We start from the raw sequence: 23,456 nt of genomic DNA on the forward strand, positions 1-23,456 counted from the left end.
TGGCGTTTCCTTTTGGGCGCGCCGCTCAGCCGAAGAAGATGTTGCGACGGCCGGCCAGCAACCGGTAGAGCGTCTGCTGGATCGTCTCGCGCACCTGATCGGTCAGCTCAAAAGTGACCATCGGGTCGTCGGCGTCGGAGGCCGCGTAGTCGTCGGTGTAGATCGGCTCACCGAAGGCGATGTGCCATTTCGACGGCAGCGGCACCAGGCCCATGGGCCCGGCCAACGGGAACAGCGGAGTGATCGGGAAGTACGGCAGCCCGAACAGCCGTGCCAGCAACTTGACGTCGGTCAGCATCGGGTAGATCTCTTCGGAACCGATGATCGAGCAGGGGATGATCGGCGCCTTGGTCCGCAGCGCGGCGGTGACGAATCCGCCGCGGCCGAACCGCTGCAGCCGGTAGCGGTCCTCGAAGCGCTTCCCCAGCCCCTTGTAGCCCTCGGGGAACACGGCGGTGAGCTCGCCGGCGGCGAGCAGCCGGTGCGCGTCCGTCGTGCAGGCCATGGTGTGGCCGGCCTTGCGGGCCGCTTCGCCCACCACGGGCAGGTCGAACACCATGTCGGCGGCGAGCAGTCGCAGCTCGCGGTGCGCGGGGTGCTCGTCGTGCACGGCCACCGACAGCATCAGCCCGTCGAACGGCAGCACCCCGGCGTGATTGGCGACCACCAGCGCGGCGCCGTCAGCGGGCAGGTTCTCGATCCCGCTCACCTCGACCCGGAACCACGACCGGAAGAACACCCGCAACAACGGCCGGACGATCGCGCTGTTGAAGTGCGGATCGAAACCGAACTCGTCGACGCTGTAGTCACCCGTCAGCCGCTGGCGGAGGAATGCGGCCACCGACGCGACGCGCTGCGCCAGCTCATTCAGCGGCGCCTCGCCGGGCGATGCCCCCGTGGCACGGCGGTGCTCGTCGATTTCGCGAACCACCGCGGCGATCTGCTCCGCCGAGGCGCGGCCGCGCGGATCGGTCAGTAACGAGGGGTGCTGGCGGGCCGACTCTGCCCTCTGGTCGGCTCTCCGACGCGCTGCGACACGGCCCCGATTCGTATGCAGTGGAATGACATTCGCTCTGGTTTCACCCGCCACGATACCTACCTGACCCCACCCCACGGAATTGGATTTCGGCTACCCCAGCGCTGGGCTAGAGATATGGCGCGACTCTCCAAGGAGCGTACCCGATATGGGTCGATTATGGGAGTCAGGCCTCGGCCGCGAACATAGTCGTCAAAGGCCTCCGCCGTCGTCCATTTCGGCTGGTAGTTGAGTTCCGAGCGCATCCGGCTCGTGTCCATGACGCGGCCGTAACTCAAATAATCGAACTGATCGCGACTGATCTCGTTGTAGCGATTGGCGCGGCGCAACGAGTCCAGGGCCCAGACGCCGAAACCCGGTACGGGCAAAGGGATTCGGCCCGCCCGACGGATCGCCTGCGACAGCATGATGATCCCGTCGGCGCCGATGTTGAAGGTTCCCGCCTTGCCGGCCATGGCCGCGCGCTCCAGCGCGCCGAGGGCGTCCTGCTCGTGCAACAACTGCAGCCGGGCGTCGCGGCCGAACATCGTCGGCACCAAAGGCCCGGCGAGATAACGCGACAGCGTGGTGTCCATCGCCGGGCCGATCATGTTGGCCAGCCGCAAGATCGTCACGGCGATGTCGGGCCGGCGCCGCCCCAATCCGCGCGCATAGGCCTCGATGTCGAGGCTGTCCTTGGCGAAACCGTCGCGGAACAGACGACGGCTGGTGCTGTCCTCGGTGAACATCACCGGATCGTGGGCGCTCGAGCCGTACACCTCCGACGTCGACTTGAGCACCACGCGGCGCACCGAGGGCGCCTTTTGACAGGCCGCGAACAGCTGCATCGCGCCCATCACGTTGATTTCTTTCAACGCCGCGGTGCCGCCGGACCGCGGAGCGTACGACGCGGCCGCCGCGTGCACCACCGTGTCGACGTCGCCGTTGCGAATCACCTTGGCAATGAAGGGGTTACGGATGTCGGCGCGGACGAACTCGGCGCGCCCCATCCGGCGCAGCATGTCCTTGCTGGGGGCGATCGCGTCCACCGCGATGACCCCTTTGATCATCGGGTTCTGCGCGAGCCGAGCCGTCAGGTAGCCGCCCAGAAACCGGCAGGCACCGGTGACCAGCACGATTTTGGGGTAATGCGCCGCGTTGCCGGCGGTGTCGTCCGGCCCGGTGTTCTCCCCATTCGACCCATCCACCCGGTCAGCCTAGCGGTCGGCGGGACGGCGGCACTATGGCGCGAAGCGACCAGTTAGGGCCTTTTTACGGTGACCTTATGGCGGCCTTAGGAAGGCCGCCGCGGGAGTTACTTGCCGAGTTTTCTGCGCTGCACCCGGGTGCGACGCAGCAGCTTGCGGTGCTTCTTCTTCGACATACGCTTGCGCCGCTTCTTGATTACTGAACCCATGAACTCCGCTATCTAGACCGAGACCTGCTTCAAAGATTGGACCCGGACACTTTACCCAGCCGGACGCACCCAACGCCAAACCGCGTCGCGTGATCGCCGCCGAGCCGCGAAGCCAGGTGCCGCCCGCGAGCGGCCACCGGTTCGGGTCAGCCCGCGTCGAAGTAGGACGTCTCCAGCATGTCGTGGACGGCCTTGGCGTGCACCCGGAAGGACCGACCCACCCGGACCGCGGGTAGTTCGCCGTTGTGCACCAACCGGTAGACCGTCATCTTGGAGACCCGCATCAACGCGGCCACCTCGGCGACGGTGAGAAATTGCGTCCTGCCCTGCTGGCCATCGACGGAACCGGTGTCCCGCGGCTTACCTGCAGAATCTCGCGTTGATGGCCCATTCGTAGACGTCATCGCTACCCAATCGTGTCAGGCACGCGCATGCCAGCGGCTTCCCCTCCGCTGGCACCGACACGTGCTTACAAAGAGGAGAATAGCGGGACTGATGGGGTTACTGGTACTGGTGGGGGACAATCAGTTCAAAAATCTTGGATTACTCTGATGTAATTCTTAGCTGCTCAGAGCGCATTTTGGCGGCCTGAACCGCCGCATCCACGGCCGCTCGCAGGCCTCCCCGTTCCAGCTCACGCAGGGCCGCCGCGGTGGTGCCGCCGGGGGACGTCACGGTCGCCCGCAGCTGCGTCGCGGTGGCGTCCACCCGCATCCCGGGCGCCTCGGCCTCGGAAAGCCGGCGATCGGCGTCCATCCGTTCCAGCAGCATCGCCGCCGCGCCTGCCATGGTCTGCGCGGTCAGATCGCCCGCCACCTCGCGGCTCAGCCCCGCCGCAACGCCGGCGTCGATGAGCGCCTCGACCATCAGGAAGAAATACGCGGGACCCGAGCCCGACAGCGCGGTGACGGCGTCCATTTGGCCCTCGGGGACGCTCAGCACCCCGCCGACGGAATCGAACAGGGCCGAGACGCCCTCCAGCTGCGGCGGGGTGACGAACCTGCCCTTGGCCAGGGCCGTGACGCCCGCGCCGACCAGCGCCGCGGTGTTGGGCATTGCCCGCACCACCGGCGTCCCGGCCGGAAGTTTGGCTTCGAAGTAGGCGATGGTGACGCCGGCCGCGACCGTGACGAAGACCTGCTCGGCGGTATCGCTCTCCGCCGCGGCGGCCGCCCGGGCGACCTCCGACATCACCGACTCCACGTCGGCGGGCTTCACCGCGACCACGACGAACGACGCGTTTTCCACCGCCTCGGCCACCGAGGTGATCAGCACCGAATAGGTGTCGGCCAGATACTTGGCGCGCTCGGGCACCCGCTCGACCACCACCAGGTCCTTGACCTGCCGGCCCGCGCGCAGCAGACCCGACAGCAGTGCCTCCCCGATGCTGCCGCCACCGATGATCGCGATTCTTGCCATGCCGGACAGCATCGCAGACACCGCCGGCTAGCGAGCGGCAGGGACCAACGCCAGCTGGCGGGCCTGCACCACCAGGCGCCCGAGGCTGTCGACGACCGTGTGGTCCTCGTCGAACCAGTTGTGCCCGATCTCGGTGCAGGTCGCGATGATGCGCAGCCAGCCGTCGGCGGGCAACCCCCGCAGGAAGGCGGTGAGCTGGATGGTGGGTGCCCAACCGGTGCGGTCCACGGCGAAGGTCACCGGCGCCGACAGGTCGCCGCACATGAGCGCGAACAGCGCGTCCGGGGCCACGCCGCGGGGGCGTGCCCACATCTGGATCACCGGCGGGCGCCCGTCGTCGCGGACCTGCATCGTCGACAACACCGGCCGCACGTCGCAACCCTCGCCCAGGTGCACCAGGCCGGCCAGCGGATGCCCGGGGCCGATCGGCTCGATGTCGTCGGGTGGTTCGGGCGTCATCAGGTCGGCCACCGGGTTGGCCGACAGCAACGGCTTCACCGCGCCGTCGACCGGCCTGCTCGATGACCCGGCTCCTCCTCGGGCCGCTTCACGGCCCGCATCGTCGACCGGGTAATGCTCGGGCTCGCCGAGGTTGACCACGGCGTGCACCGCGGTGCGGTCACCCTGGGTGAGCTCGACGTCCACGACACTGATCCGGCGGCCGCGCTTACGGATCGACGTGACCAACTGCACCGGCCCCGGATCGGGCGCCCACAGGAAGCTCGCGGACACGGCGACCGGTTGCAGGTCCGGTCCGGCCGGCTGTCCGCCGCAGGCGGTGCGCGCGGCGTTGGCGCACAGGGCCAGCATCGCGCCGCCGTGCACCTTGGGACCGATGGTCCAGCGCTTGTCGAGCTCTCCTTCGTAAACGCCGGAACCGGCCTCCCGCAACGACATTGCGGTGGTGAATAACGCGTTCATGGACTTTTGCGGGTCTCCTGAATCATCAGCGCAGCAGATGCGTGCGGGCGAACTGCAGCGACTCGGCGAGCATGGCTTCGCGCTCATTGGCTGAGCGCGCGCTGGACGTCGACACCTCCAGGATGACGTGCCCGGCGAACTGGCCGCCGGCCAGCATCTGGCACACCTCGGCGGTGGGTTGGGTGCCGCGTCCGGGCACCAGGTGCTCGTCGGCGGGCAGACCATTGCCGTCGCACAGGTGCAGGTGGACCAGGCCGGCACCCATCCGCTGCGCCATGTCCAGCGAGTCGGTTCCCGCCGTCGCGGTGTGGGACAGGTCCAGCGTGTAGTGCGCGTGGTTGCCGTCGAGCGGGTCGTAGGAGGGCGCGAACGCCGAAATCGCCGGGCCGGGGCCGCCGCCCCGCCGGCGCATCCGTTCCAGCGACTGGCCGGCCCCGAAGAGCCGGTCCGCCCGGAACGGGAACATGTTCTCCACCGCGACCATCACGTCGCTCGACGATTCCAGCTTCGCCACCTGCTCGCTGAACCCCTCGGCGTAACGCCGCTGCCAGCGAAACGGCGGATGCACGACGACGGTCTGCGCGCCCAGCTGTTCGGCGACGCGCACGCTGCGGTCCAGCTTGGGGATCGGGTTGGGGCCCCACACCCGTTGCGAGATCAGCAGGCACGGCGCGTGCACCGACAGCACCGGCACGCGATAGCGCCTGGACAGCTTCTTGACCGCCGCGACGTCCTGACTCGCCGATTCGGCCCAGACCATCAGCTCGACGCCGTCGTAGCCGAGCCGGGCCGCGTACTCGAAGGCGGCCTCGGCCCGCAACGGGTACACCGAAGCCGTGGAGAGGCCGACTTTGATGGCTGGGCGCACTGGATGTGGGCGCCGCTAGCCCGACTGCAACGACAGCGCCAGGGGCCCCAGGGTGATCAACGCACCCACCGCGACCGCGATCAACGTGCTGGCGATGTCCTCGGTTTTGCGGACCACCCGAACCCCGACCACCAGGCCGAGGATGACCAGCACCGAGAGCACCAGCGCCACGATGCTGTTCCAGCGCCACAGTTGGTCGAAGGCCACGAACAGCCCGCCGCCGAACGCGACCGCCAGGATCGACTGCAGCACAACCACGGCGCCGCGCCACAGCGCGTCGAGCCTGCCCTCCGCCGGGTGAGCGTCGGCGCCCTCCGCATGAGCGTCCTCGTCCTCGAGGCCGAGCAGTCCGGTGTCGAGCGACCCCGCGCGCGCGGCGTCCCCGTCCTCGTCCAGATCCTCGTCCAGCGAGCCCGAGGACCGCAGGTAGGAGCGCACGTAGGCGGAGTCCTCCAGCGCGGGTTCGGCTTCACGCACGTCGGAATCCATCACGTCGACGGGGATGTCGGCGTAATGGTCCATCGGATCAGGGCTCATGTCCTCGGCGCCGGAGGGCTCCTCGGGCCGGGCGGTCCCGTTGGCCAAGGGCCGCGGGTAGGCGCTGCGCAAGAGGCCCGGCACCCGCTTGGGCTGCGGCGGCGACTTGGGCCAGCGCGGCTCGGGCTCGGACCAGTAGGCGGTCTTGGGCTTGTCTTCGGTCACCGGCTCGGCGGCGACGTCCTCGGCGGGCGAATCGGCGGGTTTGACGGCCTCGATGGTGTCGGTAGCGCCGTGTTCGGCGTCGTCGTCGTCGCGGACCACCGGGATTTCGCCGGTGAGCTCGGCGACGGTCACCGCGTCGCTGTCACCGCGGCGACGGCGGCGCCGCCGGGTGACCGCCGGGGCACCGATGGTTCCGTTTCTGGCCAGCAATTCGGCCACCGAGATCGGCCGAGTGCCCGGGCTCTCGGTCTCGGAGTGCGGTCCGGTCATGGTTTGTCGCCTCTCGATCGGTGCTGATTCCGATCAACTACCTGACCTCCAGCATTACGCACCGACGGGCCCATGAGGGCGGTTCCGTCGGCTTCACTGTCGAGTTTGCGCAGAATGAGACCTTCCCGTAATGCCCACGGGCAAATATCCACCACTTCGATCGACAGCGCTCGCATGCTCGCCTCCGCCACCAGCGCACCCGCCACGATCTGCGGGGCGCGCTCGGCGCTCACTCCTTCCAGTTCCGCCCGGTCAGCGGTCGTCATCCTAGAGATGAAAGATATGAGTTGCCTGAGGCCGTTTGCTGTCAGCGTCCTCTTGACCCGCGGTCCGGCGCCCGACGGGGCCGCGCCGGTGAGCCGCGCCAGCGAGCGGAACGTCTTCGACGACGCCACCGCCAGGTCGGGACTGCCGGCGTCGAGGATCTTCGCGCTGGCCTCGGCGAGTTCGGCGTCCAGCCAATCCCGCAGCATCGCCACCCGGCGCCGCCCGGGCGGATCGTCGGGCAACCACTCGCGGGTCAGCCGGCCGGCGCCCAGCGGCAGCGACATCGCGACTTCGGGCTCCTCGTCCAGGCCGCTGGACATCTCCAGCGAGCCGCCACCGATGTCGAGGTTGATGATCCGCCCCGCGCTCCACCCGTACCAGCGGCGCACCGCCAGAAAGGTCAGCCGCGACTCGTCGACTCCGGTCAGCACCCGCAACTCGACGCCGGTCTCCTTGCGCACCCGGCTTAGCACGTCGTCGGAGTTGCCGGCATCACGGACCGCCGAGGTGGCGAAGGCCATCAGCTCCTCGCAGCCCGAACTGTCGGCGATCTTAGCGAATTCGTCGATTGTGGAGATCAGCTTCTCGGCACCACGTTTGGTGATCTTGCCGGCGCTGTCGGTGGCCTCGGCCAGCCGCAGGGTGGCCTTCGTCGAACTCATCGGCGTCGGATGACCGCCCCGGTGGGCATCGACCACCAGGAGATGCACCGTGTTGCTGCCCACGTCGAGAACGCCCAATCGCACGTAGACAACCTAACGGGGCGTCGCCGGCAGGCTTTTGCGCGACCCGGTTAACCCACCGTGATCACGGCCATACGGGCCACGAGTGTCAGCGGCGCGGCCGCGCCGAAATGTGGTCTAACGTGGACTCCGTGGCGAATTCGCACCCAGAACCCGGACAGCCGGGCCACGAGGTCGAACTGGATTTCGCCCGCGAATGGGTGGAGTTCTACGACCCCGACAACCCCGAGCACCTGATCGCCGCCGACCTGACCTGGCTGCTCTCGCGGTGGACGTGTGTGTTCGGCACGCCCGCCTGCCAGGGCACGGTGGAGGGCCGCCCCGACGACGGATGTTGCTCACACGGCGCGTTCTTGTCCGACGACGACGACCGCGCCCGCCTCGACGACGCGGTGAAAAAGCTGACCGCCGCCGACTGGCAGTATCGCGAAAAAGGCTTGGGCCGCAAGGGATATCTGGAGCTCGACGAGCATGAGGGCCAGCCCCAGTACCGCACCCGCAAGCACAAGGACGCGTGCATTTTCCTCAACCGGCCCGGCTTCGCGGGCGGCGTCGGCTGCGCGCTGCACAGCAAGGCCCTCAAGCTCGGTGTGCCGCCGCTGACCATGAAGCCGGATGTCTGCTGGCAGTTGCCGATCCGTCGCAGCCAGGAGTGGGTGACCCGGCCCGACGGCACCGAGATCCTCAAGACCTGGGTCACCGAATACGACCGCCGCGGCTGGGGTTCCGGGGGCGCCGACCTGCACTGGTACTGCACCGGCGACCCGGCCGCCCACGTCGGCGCCAAGCAGGTGTGGGAAAGCCTGGCCGACGAACTCACCGAACTGCTGGGCGGCAAGGCCTACGCGGAGCTGGCCGCAATGTGCAAGCGCCGCAGCAAGTTAGGACTCATCGCGGTGCACCCGGCGACTCGCATCGCCGAGTAGCCGCTAGCCCTCCAGCTTGTAGCCCAGGCCCCGCACCGTCACCAGGTGCACCGGGTTGGCCGGGTCGGCTTCGATCTTGGACCGCAGGCGCTTGACGTGGACGTCGAGCGTCTTGGTGTCGCCGACGTAGTCCGCGCCCCATACCCGGTCGATCAGCTGCCCGCGGGTCAGCACCCGGCCACTGTTGCGCATCAGGTACTCGAGCAGGTCGAATTCCTTGAGCGGCAAGGTGATCGTGTCGCCGTTGACCGACACGACGTGGCGTTCGACGTCCATCCGCACCGGGCCCGACTCGAGCACGCCATCGCTGATCTCGGAGTCGTCCTCGCCGCCGCGGCGCAACACCGCCCGGATCCGCGCGATCAGCTCGCGCGCCGAATAGGGCTTGGTCACATAGTCATCCGCGCCCAGCTCGAGACCCACGACCTTGTCGATCTCGCTATCGCGGGCGGTCACCATGATCACCGGCACGCTGGAACGCGCCCGCAGTTGCTTGCAGACGTCGGTGCCAGACATTCCGGGCAGCATCAGGTCAAGTAGGACGATGTCGGCGCCGGCGCGGTCAAACTCGGCGAGCGCCGCCGACCCGTCGGTCACCACGGTGGCCTCAAAGCCTTCCTTGCGGAGCAGGAACGCCAGCGGATCGGCCAGCGACTCCTCGTCCTCCACGATCAGCACACTGGTCATCAGCGCGATTCCTCCTCATCGCTACGCTCTGCATCGTCATACGCGCGGGTCATGAGCGCGATTCCTCCTCGGCATCGTCGTACGCGCGGGTCATCGACTTAGTTCTTCCTCTCGTTGGGACCGGTCGGGCCGCACGTCGCGACCCTGCGCTTGCTCGGATTCGCCCTCGTCTCGAGGAGACGGCTTGGCCGCGGGAATGGACAGCGTGAATGTCGATCCGGTTCCCGGCTTGCTCCACACGCCGATGGTGCCGTTGTGGTTAGCCGCGACGTGTTTGACGATGGCCAGGCCCAGCCCGCTGCCGCCGGTGGCCCGCGAACGCGCCTTGTCGCCCCGGAAGAAACGCTCGAAGACCCGCTCCTGGTCTTCCAGGGCGATCCCGATCCCGCGATCCGTGACGGCGATCTCGACGTTCTCGCCGCGGCGGCGACGGCTGATCGACACCGGCGAACCCGGCGGCGAATAGGCGATCGCGTTGGAGACCAGGTTGGCCAGCGCGGTGGTCAACAGCGTTTCGTCGCCGAGCACCCGCAACCCGCTGGGGGCGTCGGTGCGGACCGCAATCTTGGTGTTCTCGGCGGCCACCTTGTGACGCGAAATCGCTTCGCTCACAACCTTATCGACGTCGACGTCGACGACGTTGGGCAGCGGTTCGGCGCCCTGCAGCCGGGACAGCTCGATCAGCTCGGCGACCATGTCCCCCAAACGGTTGGCTTCGACGAGCACCTTCTCGGCGAACCGCCGCACGGTTTCGGAGTCGTCGGCCGACGCCAGCAGGGCCTCGGCGAGCAGGGCCATCGCACCCACCGGGGTCTTGAGCTCGTGGCTGACGTTGGCGACGAAGTCGCGCCGGGTCGCTTCCATCCGCGCGTAGTCGGACTGGTCGTGGGCGAAGACCACGGCGAACCGGCGGTCCTCTTCGCTGAGCAACCGGGCCTGCCCGTGCACCGATAGCCCGGACCGGGCGCCCGTCCGTTTCGAGGGCTGCAGGTCGAACTCGACATCGACACCGGTCAGCGCCTGCTGCGCCGCCTCCCAGGCCTGGTCATCGAGCTGACGATCGCGCACCAGGCCGAGCTCCTTGGCCCGGTCGTTGAGGTAGACGACGTCGCGGTGGACGTCCACCACCGCCGCGCCCACCGGCATCAGCGCCACGATGCATTCCAGCATCTGCCCGACGGTGATCCCGGTCCATTCGGTGCTCACCCGCTGCCGGCGCTGCATCGCGCGCGGCGACAGTCGGACCCCGACCGCCACTCCTGCGGCCAGCGCCAGCACGGACAACACCCCGGCCAGCAACAGCGCCGAGAACACAGTCACATAGCAAATCCTACAAATCTTCCTGAACGCTGCCCTAGCAGAACGAGGCCAAAATCGGACAAGTCACACCTTGCGTCACAGGTGTTCCGCTCCCGTTCACGTGATGTTTGGCTAACGGGGCGTTCGCGCGACGGATTGCGCCGGGCGCAAACGTCAGCGGCGGCCCTGGCCGGCGACCGCGGCGGCACCGGCGGCGGCCGCCTCGGGGTCCAGATAGGTGCCGCCGGGCACCACCGGGCGCAGGTCGGCGTCCAGGTCGTAGCGCAGCGGGATGCCGGTCGGGATGTTCAGGCCCACGATGTCGTCGTCGGACATCCGATCGAGGTGCTTGACCAGGGCCCGCAGCGAGTTGCCGTGCGCGACGATCAGCACCGTCTTGCCGCTGCGCAGGTCCGGGACGATGACGTCGGTGAAATACGGCAGGAAACGGACGACCACGTCGGCGAGGCACTCGGTCAGCGGCCCGCCGCCGATGTCGGCGTAGCGGGGATCGGTGTCCTGGCTGTAGGTGCTGCCCTTCTCGATCGGCGGGGGCGGCGTGTCGTAGCTGCGTCGCCAGGCCATGAACTGGTCGTCGCCGTAGCGCGCCTTGGTCTCGGCCTTGTCCAGGCCCTGCAGCGCCCCGTAATGGCGTTCGTTGAGCCGCCAGGTGCGCCGCACCGGGATCCACAGCCGGTCGGCGGCGTCCAGCGCCAGGTGCGCGGTGGAGATGGCCCGGCGCAGCAGCGACGTGTAGAGGACGTCGGGCAACAGATTGTGTTCGGCCAGCAGCTCGCCGCTGCGCACCGCCTCGGTGCGGCCCTTGTCGGTCAGCCCGACGTCCACCCAACCGGTGAACAGGTTCAGCGAATTCCATTCGCTTTCACCGTGGCGGAGCAGGATCAGCGTGGCGGAGTCACCCATGCCGGTTAGTCTCTCACGCGCTCATTCAGCGGTCGTCGTCGTCCGCATCGTCGTCTTCGCGGCTCAAAGCTCGACTCCTCCTCATCGCGCTTCGCGCTCTGCATCGTCGTCTTCGCGGCTCAAAGCTCGACTCCTCCTCATCGCGCTTCGCGCTCTGCATCGTCGTCTTCGTCGATCAGGTGGGCGAACGCCTGCAGGTTCTTCAGCGACTCGCCGCGCGATACGCGCCACTCCCACTCTTTCTGGATCGACGAGCGAAAACCCAACTCCAGCAACGTATTAAAGTCCGAGTCCACCGCTTCGAGCACCTGGCCGAGCACCCGGTCGATCTCGTCGGCGTCCACCGACGGCAGCGACATGCGGCCCACCAGGTAGATGTCGCCGACGTTGTCCAGCGTGTAGGCCACGCCGTAGAGCCGGCGATTGCGCTTGAGCAGGAACCGGTACACGCCCTCGTGGTTCTCGTCCGGCTTGCGGCACACGAACGCCTCGACCCGCACCGAATGCTCGCCCACGCTCAGGATGGTGTTGGTCTTGAGCTTGCGCTCACCGGGCAGTTCCACCACCAACCCCGACGGACCGCCATGCGCGCCAGCGTGTTTCGAGTAGTTCAGCCCGCTTGCCCGCAGGGCATCCTCGATCACCCGTGACACATCGGTAGAGGAACTCATGCGCCCACCTCGCGGCGCTCGGCGGTGTACTCGCGGATCGCGCGGCTATAGCTGGCCAGCAGCGCATCGGTGGTGTGATCCCAGGAGAAGGTCGCCGCGTGGGCGGCGGCCGCGCGGCCCATCTCCCCGGCCGCCGGCGCCGGCCTGCGCAGCAGCCCGTCCAGGGCGGCCGCCCATCGATCGACGTCGTGCCCGGCGACCAGCGTGCCGGTGACCCCGTCGCGCACGGCCACCGGCAGCCCGCCGACCGCGGCCGCCGCCACCGGGGTGCCGCAGGCCTGCGCCTCGAGGGCGACCAGGCCGAAGGACTCCGAATAACTCGGCACCGCAACGACATTGGCGGCCTGGAACAAGGTGGCCAGGTTCGACCGCGACTGCGGGGGCAAAAAAGTCACCCGCGCGGTGATGCCCAGCTCGTCGGCCAGGCGGGCCAATCCGTCCGGGGAAGCCAGGCCGCTGCCCGACGGTCCGCCCGCCACGACGATCCGCACCCCGGGCAGTTTCGCCGCGGCACGCAACACGATGTCGGGGGCCTTCAGCGGCTGGATCCGGCCGACGAACGCCACGATGGGTTCGTCGGGTGGCAGGCCCAGCGCGGCCCGGGCGGCCCGACGATCGCCGGGCCGGAACACGTCGAGGTCCACGCCGGGATGGACGACGTCGATCCGCGCCGGGTCGGCGTGGTGAATCGTGATCAGCTGCCTGGCCTCGTCGTCGGTGTTGACGATCAGCCGGTCGGCCTCGTCGACCACCTGCTGCTCCCCCACCGTGCGCAGCGGCGGCTCGGGCGAGTCCCCCTCGGCCAGCGCCGCGTTCTTGACCGCGGCGAGGGTGTGTGCGGTGTGCACCAACGGCACCGCCCAGCGGTCACGCGCCAGCCACCCCACCTGCCCGGACAGCCAATAATGCGAGTGCACGATGTCGTAGTAACCGGGCTCGTGGGATGCCTCGGCGCGCAATACGCCGGCCGCGAACGCGCACAGCTGGGTGGGCAGATCGTATTTGTCCAGCCCTTCGAACGGCCCCGCCACCACGTTGCGGACCAGCACTCCCGGCGCCACCCGCGCGACCGGCGGGTCGGCGGACGCGGTCGCCCGGGTGAAGATCTCCACCTCGATGCCCCGGCGCGCCAGATGCAACGCGGTCTGCAGCACGTAGACGTTCATGCCGCCTGCGTCGCCGGTGCCGGGCTGGGCCAGCGGGGAGGTGTGGACCGCCAACACTGCGACCCGGCGCGGTTCGTTCAGCCGGAAAACGTCATCGTGGCGCACCCTGTCATCTTTACAGGACGGCTCAGGCGGACGACTCGTCCCGGGTGACCTCGTGCAGCCGGGCGTCGAGCGCCCCCGCCCGCCGCATCGCGCCCAGCGGGTCGGCGTACAGCCCGGACAGCGACACGGTCCCCGCGCCGGCCTCCTGCACCCGGTTGCCGAACGCGGTGAGGCGGATGTCGCGCGGCCCCAGCACCGAGCGTGCGGCGAACGCCGCCTCCACCTGCTCCATCGCCTCGGGGTATTCGGTGAACGCCTGGCCGCCGACGACCAGTTCGTCGGGGTTGAGCATGTCGCGCAGCAACGCCACCGCCTCCCCGAGCACCCGGCCCCGCTCGGCGAGCAGATCCTTGGCCTGCTGGTTGCCGGCGCGCGCCACCCGCAACAGGTCGGCGATGCCGGTGGCGGGCCCGTTGGCGCGGTTCGCCGGGGCGAACGGCAGGATGCGCTGCTGGCGGGCGACGGCCACCACGGCCTCGTCACTGACGGTGGATTCCAGCTGACCGGTGCCGCCGAGCAGCTCGGACTGGGCCGGCAGGCTCGCGATGGTGCCCGGCCCGCTGGACGGGCAGTGCACCCGCCCGCCGATCACCAGCGCGTAGCCCACGGTCTCGCGGGCGTAGACGTACAGGCTGGTCGGCGAGCTGGGCAGGAACCGGCGCATGCCCAGCAGCAGCTCGGCTCCGGCCATGGCGTCGACGTGCGAGGCCACCGAAACCGGCAGGCCCAGCGCGTCGGCCAGCACCTGGCCGACCGGCGCCTGCCGCCAGCCCAGTCGCGGGTGGTCCACCTGGCCGGTGGCGCCGTCGACGGTGCCACCGATGGCGACGCCGACCCACAGCGGCCGCCGCCGATGCCAACGCCGCAGGTATCGCCGGGCGCTGTCGGCCAGCGACGCCAGCGCGGGCCCGGCCGGGTTGCGCGGCGTCGGGGTCTCGACGGTGTCGAGGGTGCGGCCGAACAGGTCGGTGGCCACGATGCTGGTGGTGCGCGCACCGATGTGGATGCCCAGCGTCACGAACGGCTCGTGGTTGACCTCGACCGGCACGCGCGGGCGGCCGATCGCGCCCGAGACGGCCAGGTCGGCGCGCTCGCGCAGCAGGCCCGCCTCCAGCAGGGCGATGACCTGACGGTTGACCGTCGCGATGCTCAGCGAGGTGACGCCGGCGATGACGTCACGGCCGACGGGACCGCGCAGCCGGACGGCCCGGAAGACGGAGGCCGCCGCGGAGTCGGGGATGTGCAAGGCCGGCGGCACGATCTGCCGGCGCACCGAGCGGTGGCCCTTCTGGCCGGAATAGCCGACGACGCGGCCGGCCGAAAGATGGGTATGGGTGAGGGTATTGGTGGGCACGAGCGTCCTTTTGTCCGAATTTTGCTGGCCATCTTGGCCACACCTGGCATGGGGTCAGGAGCGGCAAAGTGCGCAGCAACAACACGCACCCGCCGCGCACAGACACGCGGCGGTGGTGATGTCGGACAGGGCGCTGTGAAGCACACGGAAAATTTAGCACGTTCACTAAGGTTGTTTCGATGGTTGAAACTGGCAGGAATGAACGCGTCGCGGTGATCACGGGAGCCAGCTCCGGAATCGGCGCGGCGACCGCTCGAACCCTGGCTGCGCAGGGCTTTCACATCGTCGCGGTGGCGCGCCGCGCCGACCGGATCCGCGACCTGGCCGAGGAGATCGGCGGCACCGCGATTGTGGCCGATGTCACAGACGATGCGTCCGTCGACGCGCTGGCGAGCAAACTGAGCCGCGTCGACGTGCTGGTCAACAACGCCGGCGGCGCCCGCGGACTGGAACCCGTCGCCGATGCCGAACTCGACCACTGGCGGTGGATGTGGGAGACCAACGTGATCGGCACGCTGCGGGTCACCCGCGCGTTGCTGCCCAAGCTGATCGAGTCCGGTGACGGGCTGATCGTCACCGTCACTTCCGTTGCGGCACTTGAGGTTTACGACGGCGGCGCCGGCTATACGGCGGCCAAACACGGCCAGGGCGCGCTGCACCGCACGCTGCGGGGCGAGCTACTGGGCAAACCGGTGCGGCTGACCGAGATCGCCCCGGGGGCCGTCGAAACGGAATTCTCGCTGGTGCGCTTCGACGGCGACCAACAGCGCGCGGATGCCGTCTACACCGGCATCACCCCGTTGGTGGCGGCCGACGTGGCCGAGGTGATCGGATTCGTCGCCTCGCGCCCCGCCCACGTCGATCTGGACCTGATCGTGATGAAGCCGCGCGACCAGGCGTCGGCCAGTCGCTTTAACCGCCGGGGGTAGCCGGACCGGTGGTGGCGGGCGTCGTCGTGGTCGGGGTGCCCGACAGGGTCGGCGCGTTGGACGGCGTGACGGGCGCGGTGACCGGGATCTGCGTCGACGGCGGGTGCGCGGTGGGCGGCGGCAGCGCCGACATCGCCACCCAGGTGTCCCAGTCCACGGCCCAGTCCCAGATGTCGCCATCCGAGTAGGACAGCTGGATCGAGCTCCCGGTCACTTCGACCGGGTCGCCGTACATCGCCGACTGGTAGTACTGCTCGGCGTCACCCGTGGACAGGTTGATGCAGCCGTTGGTGACGTTGGTGTTGCCCTGCGCGCCGGCGCTCGCCGGGTTGGCGTGGATGAACTCGCCGTTGTTGGAGATCCGCACCGCCCAGCGTTCGTGGATGTGGTTGTAGCCGGCCGCCGGGTTGGACATGTAGAAGTCGGCGTACTTCTCGCTGACCACGTGGATGCCGTTGCGGGTGACGTTGCGCGCTTTGTCGGCCTCGCCGTAGCTGCACGGGAAGTCCATGACGACGCCCTCGTCGCGGACCACCTGGATGCGGTGCGACGAGACTTCGGCCTTGACCACCTGCCGGCGGCCGATCTGGATGTTCAGCGAGATGTCCTCGGCGCCGTACGCGCTGTCGCCGAAGGGCAGGCCGTACAGCTTGGCCTCGACGCTGACGGTGGTGCCCGCCGGGTAGTACTCGCGGGTGCGCCAGTGCGCGCGGGCGCCCTGCGCCTCGTCGGGCAGCCAGGCCCAGCTGCCCTCGACGGGCGGGTTCGTCGTGACGGTCAGCGCCTTTTCGACGGCGGCCTTGTCGGTGATCGGGGCGTCGAACTGCAGGATGATCGGCGCCGCGACGCCGACGGTCTGGCCGTCGGCCAGCTGGAACGCCCCGCCAATCTTCTTGCTGGGCGAGACCGTGGTGAACTTCCCCGCAACCGGGACCGCCTTGCCGTCGTGCCCGACGGCCGAGCCGCTCCACGTGTAGGTCATGTCGTAGCCCAGGGGTTCGGAGGTCGTGTAGACGGTCCGGTCCTGGTTGAACGTTCCGGCGACGGCCTTGCCCGACGAATTCGACAGCGTGACGTGCTGGAACCACCCGTCGCTCACCTGGACGCTGACCGGGGCGATCGGCACCACGTTCTGGGTGGCGTCGGCGGGCTGGTACTTCAGCTGCAGCGCCGGCTGCTCCTTCTTCTCGGCTTGTTTCGCGGACGTGCCACCGCATGCGGCCAGCGCATTGGGGGCGAGCACGCCGAGCCCGAGGGTCGCCAAAGCAACGCGCCGGTTGAACGGCCGCGGGGCGCGGGACGGGGTCACGAAAATCAAAGATACCGGGGAAAATCCGCCGACCCGCCCGCGACAAATCGGGGTCTGGCCCGCGTCGGCAAATTTTGCGGCTACAGCCTGCACCCCAGCAGGACGGGCTCGGGGATCAGTGTGACACCAAACACGTCCGCGACGCCGTCGCGGACGGCGCGGGCCAGTGCGATCACGTCGTCGGCGCGGGCGCCCCCGCGGTTGGTCAGCGCCAACGCGTGCTTGGTGGACAGCCGGCAGGGCGCTTCGCGTCCGCCCGGTCCCGGCTCCGGATAGCCCTTGGCGAAGCCGGCCCGCTCCACCAGCCAGCCGGCGGCCAGCTTCACGCCGTCGGGCGCCGGGTAGTTCGGGACGGGCCCGTCGACGGTCGCCGCCAGCCGCTCGTAGACCTCGGGGGCGACGACCGGGTTGGTGAAGAACGAGCCCACGCTCCAGGTGTCGTGGTCGGCCGGGTCGAGCACCATGCCCTTGCGCGCCCGCAGGGCCAGCACGGCTTCGCGGACCGCCCGCGGCTCGGCGCGCTCCCCGACGTCGACGTTCAGCGCCGCCGCCAACTCCGCGTAGCGCAGTGGCGCGCTGCGCCCCGATGCGTCCAGCGCGAACTCCACTTCCAGTACGACGGAAGGGATTTCGAAGCCGCCGGCGCCACCGCGTTTGAACACGCTGGTGCGGTAGCCGAAGCCCAGCTCGCCGCCCGGCACCCAGCGCACCTCGCCGGTGCCGCGGTCGAGCACCTTTACCCGCGTGATGGTGTCGGACACCTCCGCGCCGTAGGCGCCCACGTTCTGCACCGGGGTGGCCCCGGCCGAGCCGGGGATGCCGGACAGGCATTCCAGCCCGCCGAGGCCGTGCTCGATGGCGGCGAGCACGACGTCGTCCCATACCGCGCCCGCCTGGGCGCGGATCAGGTTGCCGTCGACCGTGATGCCGTCGTTGGCCAGCTTCACGGCGGTCAGGTCGGCGCACGTGTCGGAGATCACCAGGTTGGAGCCGCCGGCGAACACCAGCACCGGGCCGCCTTGTCCCGCACGCGATTCCGCGTCCAGGTGCCCCAGCGCGGCGACGACCTGGTCGCGGTTGGTGCACGTGACGAGGCGCCGTGCGATCGGCCCGATCCGCAGGGTCGTCAGCGGCGCCAGTGGCGCCGAGTCGGCCACCGACGCACCGGCGAACACCGAACCGGCACCGCTGGATTTCATGGCCCGTAACGGTAGCCTGACCTGCTATGCCGCGTTCATTCGACTTGTCGGCCGACTACGACGGCAGTGTTGACGAGGTGCACCGGGCCTTCACCGATGCGAACTACTGGCGAGCCAGGCTGGCCGAATCCGGGGCCGACGTCGCCACGCTGGAGTCGATGCGGGTCGGCGGGCAGTCCGGCGACGACGACACCGTCGAGGTCGTCACCCTGCAGGTGATCAGCAGCGACAAGCTGCCCGGGATGGTCACGCAGTTGCACAGCGGCGACCTGCGCATCCGGCGCGAGGAGACGTGGGGGCCGGTGACCGATGGGGCCGCGGCGGGGTCGGTCGTGGGCTCGATCGTGGGTGCGCCCGTGAGCCTGGAGGGCACCGCGGTGCTGGAACCGATCGGACGGGCCGAGGGCTCCCGGCTGACGTTCCGGGCCACCGTCCACGTGCGCGTCCCGATCATCGGCGGCAAGTTGGAGAACATCATCGGCGCGCGCCTGGCCGAGCTGATCGCCGCCGAACAGCGCTTCACCACGGAGTGGATCGCCAAAACGGCCTGAGCCCTCACCGCGACTTCGCTCTAAGCTGGCCTTCATGCGAATCGCCCTGGCGCAGATCCTCAGCGGCACCGATCCCGCAGCAAATTTGCAGCTGGTGCGCGAATACAGCCGCCGGGCCGCCGATGCGGGCGCGAAGCTGGTGGTGTTCCCGGAGGCCACCATGTGCCGGTTCGGCGTCCCGCTCGGCCCGGTCGCGCAGCCGCTCGACGGCCCCTGGGCCGACGGGGTGCGCAGCGTCGCGGCCGAATCGAAGATCACCGTCGTCGCGGGCATGTTCACCCCGGCCGGCGACGGGCGGGTGAAAAACACGCTGCTCGCGGCGGCACCCGATCAGTCGGGCGCCCACTACGACAAGATCCACCTCTACGACGCGTTCGGCTTCACCGAATCGCGGACGGTCGCGCCGGGACACGAACCCGTGGTGATCACGGTCGACGGCGTCGGCGTCGGGTTGACCGTTTGCTACGACATCCGTTTCCCGGAGCTCTACACCGAGCTGGCCCGCCGCGGCGCCCAGGTGATCGCCGTGTGCGCGTCCTGGGGAGCGGGCCCGGGCAAACTCGACCAGTGGACGCTGCTGGCCCGCGCCCGCGCGCTCGACTCGATGAGCTACGTCGCCGCCGCCGGTCAGGCGGACCCCGGTGCCGCGCAGGCGGAATCCGGATCGGGCGCACCCACCGGGGTCGGCGGCAGTCTGGTCGTTTCGCCGCTGGGCGAGGTCGTCGCGTCGGCCGGTGCGGAGCCGCAGCTCGTGGTCGCCGACGTCGACGTCGACAGGGTCGCCGAGGCGCGCAAAGCCATCGCAGTCCTCAGCAACCGCTCGGCCTTTGCTCAGGTGGATAGGGCAGAATCGGTACGGTGACGAACCCACAAGGACCCCCGAACCAGGACCCGTCGAAGTGGGCCCGTCCCTCCAACCAGGGACCGTTCGGGCAGCCTCCCACGGAACGGCCAACCGAGCGGATCAGCACAGGCGGCCCAGGTCACGTGCCCCCGCCGGCACCGCCACCGCCGCCCGCTCAGGGTCCCCCGCCGGGCCAGACGGAGCGGTTCGGGACGCCCCAGCCCAACATGCAGCAGCGCGGCTACCCGCCGCCGACCACCCCGCCCGCCGGCCCGACCGAGCGGCTGGCCACTGCGCCCGGCGATGACGCAACGCCGGGGAAGAAGAAGCGCCGCTTCGGTCGTGATCCGGTCTCGGTCCTGCTGATCTTCATCATCGTTTTCGCGCTGATCATCGCCGGGCTCATCGGGGCCGAGCTGTACGTGCGCCACGTCGCGGACACCAAGGTCGCCGAGGCAGTGGCCTGCGAGGTCAAGGACCAGGCCACCGCGTCCTTCGGGGTGACGCCCCTGATGCTGTGGCAGCAGGCGACCAAGCACTACACCAACATCTCGGTGCAGACTGCCGGCAACAACATCCGCGACGCCAAGGGCATGAAGCTCTCGCTCAACATCAACGACGTCCGGATCAAGGACACGGCCAACTCGAAGGGCACCATCGGCTCGCTGGACGCGACCATCAGCTGGACGAGTGACGGCATCAAGGAATCGGTGCAGAACGCGATCCCGGTGCTGGGGCCCTTCGTCACCAACACCGTGACCACGCATCCCGCCGACGGCACGATCGAGCTCAAGGGCATGTTGGACAACATCACCGCCAAGCCGGTGGTGGAGGGCACCGGGCTGAAGCTGCAGATCGTCAGCTTCAACGCGCTCGGCTTCACGATGCCCAAGGAATCCGTGCAGTCGACCCTGGACGACTTCACCTCGAACCTGACCAAGAACTACCCGCTGGGCATTCACGCCGACAGCGTGCAGGTCACCGACAAGGGTGTGACCAGCCACTTCTCGACACGCAACGCCAGCATTCCCGCCGGCGACAACAACAACCCCTGCTTCGCCAACCTCTGATGGCCGGGCTCGGGCGGTTTCAGCCGAGCCCGTCGAGCACTCCCCGGGTTCCCGAGAGGCCCAGCCGGGTCGCGCCGGCATCCAGCATCGCGAGCGCGTCCGCGGCGGTGCGGATGCCGCCGCTGGCCTTCACGCCCAGCCGGCCACCGACCGTCTCGGCCATCAGCGCGACGGCCCGCGCGGACGCGCCGCCGGTCGGATGAAACCCGGTCGAGGTCTTGACGAAGTCGGCGCCGGCGTCTTCGGCCGCGCGGCACACCCGCGCCAGCGTGCGCTCGTCGGCCAGCGCCAGCAGCGCTGAGGATTCCACGATCACCTTGAGCACCGCGCCGCCGACGGCGTCGCGCACGGCCTGAATGTCGGAGCGCACCGCATCGACGTCGCCCGCCAGCGCCGCGCCGACGTCGATGACCATGTCGACCTCGCAGGCGCCGGACGCCACGGCCAGCGCGGCCTCGTGCGCCTTGACCGCCGAAACATGCTTGCCCGACGGGAATCCCGCGACGCTGGCCACCCGCACCCCGGCGCCGGCGTGCACGGCGACGGGAACCATCGAGGGCGAGACGCAGACCGCGTACACGCCCAGTTCGGCCGCTTCGGCGACCAGGGCGGTCACGTCGGCGGCGCTGGCTTCGGGTTTGAGCAGGGTGTGGTCGACGAACGCCGCCAACTCCGCCCGGGTGGGGTGGCCGGTCATCCGAACGATTCTTCCCCACCGCCCGGATTGCAGTCGGAGGCAACCATTTCGGCGTCGTCGACGACCGGCCGCCAAGGCTCGAGGTTCCAGCTGGTCTTGCCGGGCCGCGCCAGTTCGGCGAACTGCCAGTGGCACAGGAACTGCGCACGCATCCCGGGGGTGTCGGCGTCGGGCGCCAGGGCGAGCACCTCGGACCAGGCCTCGTCGCCCCAGGCCATGCTCGTGGGCGTGCGGGAGGCGGTCCGGCCGGCCGGCGTCGGGAAGACCCGCAGGCTGCTACGGCCCTGCCACTGCGCCCATTCGGTGTGGTCGACCAAGGGTTCGGGGGCGGCGATCGCATGCGGGGGCGGGCAGCACAGCGCGACGAGCGCGGCGGCCGGCGCCGTCAGCAGCAGCCTCATCCCGCTAGCGCGACTTGCCCTGAATTTCCAGGAGTTTGGGCCGCACGTCGACCAGGTACACGCCGGCCGCGCAGGCCGCGATCGCCATGCCCAGCACCCCGAAGACGAAGCCCAGGATGGATGTCAGGGCCACGGCCCCGGCCAGAATCAGCAACCACACGGGCTTGGTCAGCTTGTCGGCGGCGGTGTAGGCGTCGGGTCGCTGCAGCGCGGCGTGCACGAATGCGTAGATCGTCGTGACCAAGACGGCGATCTGCAAAACCAGCATGACGGTACCCACGAGGTGGTTCACGCCTCAAGCGTAGGCGGGCACCCTCCAAAACGTCGACTCCGAGTCACCCGGGGGCGACTCGGAGCCGAACGTCGTGTGAGCGTCGTACTACTTCTGGGTGACCTTCTTGGCCGCCGCCTTCTTGGCGGGAGCCTTCTTGGCCGGAGCCTTCTTGGCAGGCGCCTTCTTCGCGGGCGCCTTGCCGACGGCCTTCTGGGCCTTCTTGGCGGTCGCTTCGGTCTTGCCGGGCAGCTCGATGCCGACCAGCTTCGCGGCGCGCTCGCCGACCGCGCGGGTCTGCGACGCGACGGTGCCCAGCGCCTCCTGGGTCAGCTCGACGGCCTGGTCGACGTAGCCCTCCGCACGCGCGGAGGCGTCCTCGAACGCCGTCTGGCTGCGCAGCCGCTGCAGGGCCGCCTCGCCGCGCTCGACGAGCTCGTTGTACCGGCTGGTCGCCGCCTCCAGGTAGCCCTCGGCGGCCTTGCGCAGCTCGTCGGCGGTGAACCGGTCGCGCAGCTCGGTGAACTGCTCGGGCAGGTCCTCCTGCAGCTTGGTCAGGCGCGCGCGGCGCTCTTCCACCCGGGTGCGGGTTTCGACGCGGGTCTCTTCGGCGCGCTCGCGCAGGCTGGCGATCAGGTCGTTAACCGTGGCCAGGGCCAGGTCGGCCGCGCCCAGGGCCGCGAGCAAAGGAGCCCGCAAGTCTTCGATGTTCGAGTTTTCCGCCATGGTTTTTCCTTTCATGGTGTGGTTTGGCATTTGGTGTTTTCCGTTGTCAGGTGTCTGGTCGGGAAGTTAGGTGCAAACGTCTCCTTCGCAACTGGGGCCGCCAGAACCCGGGGTAGTTCGCCCAGCACGTGAGCTGGAATCGGTAAATCCCTCTTTGTGGGGTAACCCCGGCGGCCGGTCGTCTATACATCACCGACCCGAGAGCGACTGTTCACTCGGTGTCGGATTGGGTCGAACACTCCTCATCGGTGGATTCGTTTTGTTGGGTGAACGATGCGTAGATGTCGAGCAGGATCTGCTTTTGGCGCTCGGTGATCGCAGTGTCGGTGACGATCGCGTCTCGCACCTGACTCTTGTCGGTGGGCTCGAGAATCCCGGCGCGCACATAGAGAACCTCGGCGGAAACCCGGAGGGCCTTCGCGATCTGGTTCAAGACGTCGGCGGAGGGTTTGCGCAATCCACGCTCCACCTGGCTCAAATATGGATTGCTGACCCCGGACTTCTCGGCGAGTTGCCGCACCGAAACCTGCGCGAGTTCACGCTGGCTGCGGATGAAGCTGCCGATGTCGGAGGCCATGTCGGAGGCAGCGTTGGACACCTTGGCGGAGAGCTTCTCCTCGGGTGCCATGCGTGCTCCTGGGTCGGGCGGTTGATCTTGACGCCACCAGGGTACAACAAGTGCTTGCTATTGCAAGCACTTGTTAG

The 23,456-nt window shown here is 69.1% G+C and carries 25 protein-coding genes and 2 pseudogenes; 5 read left to right on the top strand and 22 right to left on the bottom strand.

Going from position 1 to position 23,456, the window contains the following annotated elements:
- Window positions 1-25: 25 nt before the first annotated feature.
- The 9 genes from OCQ_RS22665 to OCQ_RS22700 all read right to left on the bottom strand — a co-directional run bounded on the left by OCQ_RS22665 (window position 26) and on the right by OCQ_RS22700 (window position 7,625).
- On the bottom strand, window positions 26-1,114 hold the full coding sequence (locus tag OCQ_RS22665; protein WP_172417540.1) for a lysophospholipid acyltransferase family protein: 1,089 nt from the start codon (window positions 1,112-1,114) through the stop codon (window positions 26-28).
- On the bottom strand, window positions 1,096-2,223 hold the full coding sequence (locus OCQ_RS22670; RefSeq protein WP_014385867.1) for an SDR family oxidoreductase: 1,128 nt from the start codon (window positions 2,221-2,223) through the stop codon (window positions 1,096-1,098). Before OCQ_RS22670 ends, OCQ_RS22665 begins: the two co-directional genes overlap by 19 nt.
- Window positions 2,224-2,330: 107 nt before the next feature.
- Window positions 2,331-2,432 carry a 30S ribosomal protein bS22 gene (locus OCQ_RS26320; protein ID WP_003402602.1) on the bottom strand — a complete coding sequence of 34 codons (102 nt, stop codon included), beginning with the start codon at window positions 2,430-2,432 and terminating at the stop codon, window positions 2,331-2,333.
- Window positions 2,433-2,578: 146 nt separating this feature from the next.
- On the bottom strand, window positions 2,579-2,836 hold the full coding sequence (locus tag OCQ_RS22675; RefSeq protein WP_026071177.1) for a cell division/environmental response transcriptional regulator: 258 nt from the start codon (window positions 2,834-2,836) through the stop codon (window positions 2,579-2,581).
- A 139-nt stretch (window positions 2,837-2,975) separates the two neighbouring features.
- Window positions 2,976-3,851, bottom strand: coding sequence for a pyrroline-5-carboxylate reductase (gene proC / locus OCQ_RS22680; protein ID WP_176476855.1), 876 nt, complete (start codon window positions 3,849-3,851; stop codon window positions 2,976-2,978).
- Between the two features lie 27 nt (window positions 3,852-3,878).
- The gene (locus OCQ_RS22685; RefSeq protein WP_014385868.1) at window positions 3,879-4,772 is read right to left on the bottom strand and encodes a thioesterase family protein; all 894 of its coding nucleotides are present in this window, start codon (window positions 4,770-4,772) and stop codon (window positions 3,879-3,881) included.
- 25 nt (window positions 4,773-4,797) lie between these two features.
- Entirely contained in the window at window positions 4,798-5,640 is an 843-nt protein-coding gene (locus tag OCQ_RS22690; protein ID WP_008261198.1) for a sugar phosphate isomerase/epimerase family protein, read from the bottom strand.
- Between the two features lie 15 nt (window positions 5,641-5,655).
- Complete coding sequence (locus OCQ_RS22695) at window positions 5,656-6,612, bottom strand: hypothetical protein (RefSeq protein WP_014385870.1); 957 nt, start codon at window positions 6,610-6,612, stop codon at window positions 5,656-5,658.
- The gene (locus tag OCQ_RS22700) at window positions 6,609-7,625 is read right to left on the bottom strand and encodes a Ppx/GppA phosphatase family protein (protein WP_008261202.1); all 1,017 of its coding nucleotides are present in this window, start codon (window positions 7,623-7,625) and stop codon (window positions 6,609-6,611) included. Before OCQ_RS22700 ends, OCQ_RS22695 begins: the two co-directional genes overlap by 4 nt.
- Before the next feature lie 119 nt (window positions 7,626-7,744).
- Between OCQ_RS22700 and OCQ_RS22705 the strand changes: the two genes are divergently transcribed.
- Complete coding sequence (locus tag OCQ_RS22705; protein WP_008261204.1) at window positions 7,745-8,548, top strand: hypothetical protein; 804 nt, start codon at window positions 7,745-7,747, stop codon at window positions 8,546-8,548.
- 3 nt (window positions 8,549-8,551) lie between these two features.
- Here the strand turns inward: OCQ_RS22705 and regX are convergent, their stop codons facing one another.
- The 6 genes and pseudogenes from regX to OCQ_RS22735 all read right to left on the bottom strand — a co-directional run bounded on the left by regX (window position 8,552) and on the right by OCQ_RS22735 (window position 14,673).
- Window positions 8,552-9,235: a two-component sensory transduction protein RegX gene (gene regX / locus OCQ_RS22710; RefSeq protein WP_008261205.1), complete on the bottom strand. Its 684-nt coding sequence runs from the start codon at window positions 9,233-9,235 to the stop codon at window positions 8,552-8,554.
- A 90-nt stretch (window positions 9,236-9,325) separates the two neighbouring features.
- Complete coding sequence (locus tag OCQ_RS22715; RefSeq protein ID WP_008261206.1) at window positions 9,326-10,555, bottom strand: sensor histidine kinase; 1,230 nt, start codon at window positions 10,553-10,555, stop codon at window positions 9,326-9,328.
- A gap of 153 nt (window positions 10,556-10,708) precedes the next feature.
- A complete protein-coding gene (locus OCQ_RS22720; RefSeq protein ID WP_008261207.1) occupies window positions 10,709-11,458 on the bottom strand; it encodes a phosphoglyceromutase in 750 nt (249 codons plus the stop codon).
- Window positions 11,459-11,588: 130 nt separating this feature from the next.
- A pseudogene (locus OCQ_RS22725) lies at window positions 11,589-12,129 on the bottom strand (YbjN domain-containing protein); the annotation flags it as partial.
- A complete protein-coding gene (mshA, locus tag OCQ_RS22730) occupies window positions 12,126-13,400 on the bottom strand; it encodes a D-inositol-3-phosphate glycosyltransferase (protein ID WP_008261209.1) in 1,275 nt (424 codons plus the stop codon). The gene mshA and the pseudogene OCQ_RS22725, both read right to left, overlap by 4 nt.
- A 22-nt stretch (window positions 13,401-13,422) precedes the next feature.
- Window positions 13,423-14,673, bottom strand: a complete 1,251-nt coding sequence (locus tag OCQ_RS22735) for an ROK family transcriptional regulator (RefSeq protein WP_196771132.1) — start codon at window positions 14,671-14,673, stop codon at window positions 13,423-13,425.
- A 260-nt stretch (window positions 14,674-14,933) separates the two neighbouring features.
- Here OCQ_RS22735 and OCQ_RS22740 point away from each other — a divergent pair, with 260 nt between their 5' ends.
- A complete protein-coding gene (locus OCQ_RS22740; protein ID WP_008261213.1) occupies window positions 14,934-15,683 on the top strand; it encodes an SDR family oxidoreductase in 750 nt (249 codons plus the stop codon).
- On the opposite strand, the gene OCQ_RS22745 is transcribed toward OCQ_RS22740, so the two are convergent.
- Window positions 15,667-17,040 carry a L,D-transpeptidase gene (locus tag OCQ_RS22745; protein ID WP_170320630.1) on the bottom strand — a complete coding sequence of 458 codons (1,374 nt, stop codon included), beginning with the start codon at window positions 17,038-17,040 and terminating at the stop codon, window positions 15,667-15,669. The genes OCQ_RS22740 and OCQ_RS22745 overlap by 17 nt on opposite strands.
- 32 nt (window positions 17,041-17,072) lie before the next feature.
- On the bottom strand, window positions 17,073-18,191 hold the full coding sequence (locus tag OCQ_RS22750) for a UDP-N-acetylmuramate dehydrogenase (protein WP_014385872.1): 1,119 nt from the start codon (window positions 18,189-18,191) through the stop codon (window positions 17,073-17,075).
- 26 nt (window positions 18,192-18,217) lie between these two features.
- Here OCQ_RS22750 and OCQ_RS22755 point away from each other — a divergent pair, with 26 nt between their 5' ends.
- The 3 genes from OCQ_RS22755 to OCQ_RS22765 are packed head-to-tail and all read left to right on the top strand — an operon-like array spanning window position 18,218 to window position 20,656.
- Window positions 18,218-18,742: a DUF2505 domain-containing protein gene (locus tag OCQ_RS22755; RefSeq protein ID WP_014385873.1), complete on the top strand. Its 525-nt coding sequence runs from the start codon at window positions 18,218-18,220 to the stop codon at window positions 18,740-18,742.
- A gap of 34 nt (window positions 18,743-18,776) precedes the next feature.
- Entirely contained in the window at window positions 18,777-19,604 is an 828-nt protein-coding gene (locus OCQ_RS22760; RefSeq protein WP_008261221.1) for a carbon-nitrogen hydrolase family protein, read from the top strand.
- The gene (locus OCQ_RS22765; protein ID WP_036429532.1) at window positions 19,601-20,656 is read left to right on the top strand and encodes an LmeA family phospholipid-binding protein; all 1,056 of its coding nucleotides are present in this window, start codon (window positions 19,601-19,603) and stop codon (window positions 20,654-20,656) included. Before OCQ_RS22760 ends, OCQ_RS22765 begins: the two co-directional genes overlap by 4 nt.
- A gap of 19 nt (window positions 20,657-20,675) precedes the next feature.
- Here the strand turns inward: OCQ_RS22765 and deoC are convergent, their stop codons facing one another.
- The 5 genes and pseudogenes from deoC to OCQ_RS22790 form a co-directional block, all read right to left on the bottom strand.
- On the bottom strand, window positions 20,676-21,353 hold the full coding sequence (gene deoC / locus OCQ_RS22770; protein WP_008261230.1) for a deoxyribose-phosphate aldolase: 678 nt from the start codon (window positions 21,351-21,353) through the stop codon (window positions 20,676-20,678).
- Entirely contained in the window at window positions 21,350-21,754 is a 405-nt protein-coding gene (locus OCQ_RS22775; RefSeq protein ID WP_008261232.1) for a DUF2599 domain-containing protein, read from the bottom strand. The genes deoC and OCQ_RS22775 overlap by 4 nt, the downstream gene beginning before the upstream one ends.
- A gap of 4 nt (window positions 21,755-21,758) precedes the next feature.
- Window positions 21,759-22,046, bottom strand: a complete 288-nt coding sequence (locus OCQ_RS22780; protein ID WP_014385875.1) for a DUF2516 family protein — start codon at window positions 22,044-22,046, stop codon at window positions 21,759-21,761.
- 87 nt (window positions 22,047-22,133) lie between these two features.
- The gene (gene hbhA, locus OCQ_RS22785) at window positions 22,134-22,751 is read right to left on the bottom strand and encodes a heparin-binding hemagglutinin HbhA (RefSeq protein WP_008261246.1); all 618 of its coding nucleotides are present in this window, start codon (window positions 22,749-22,751) and stop codon (window positions 22,134-22,136) included.
- Between the two features lie 189 nt (window positions 22,752-22,940).
- A pseudogene (locus OCQ_RS22790) lies at window positions 22,941-23,379 on the bottom strand (helix-turn-helix domain-containing protein).
- Between the last annotated feature and the right edge of the window lie 77 nt (window positions 23,380-23,456).

Source organism: Mycobacterium paraintracellulare (genome assembly GCF_000276825.1).
Taxonomy (GTDB): Bacteria; Actinomycetota; Actinomycetes; order Mycobacteriales; family Mycobacteriaceae; genus Mycobacterium; species Mycobacterium intracellulare.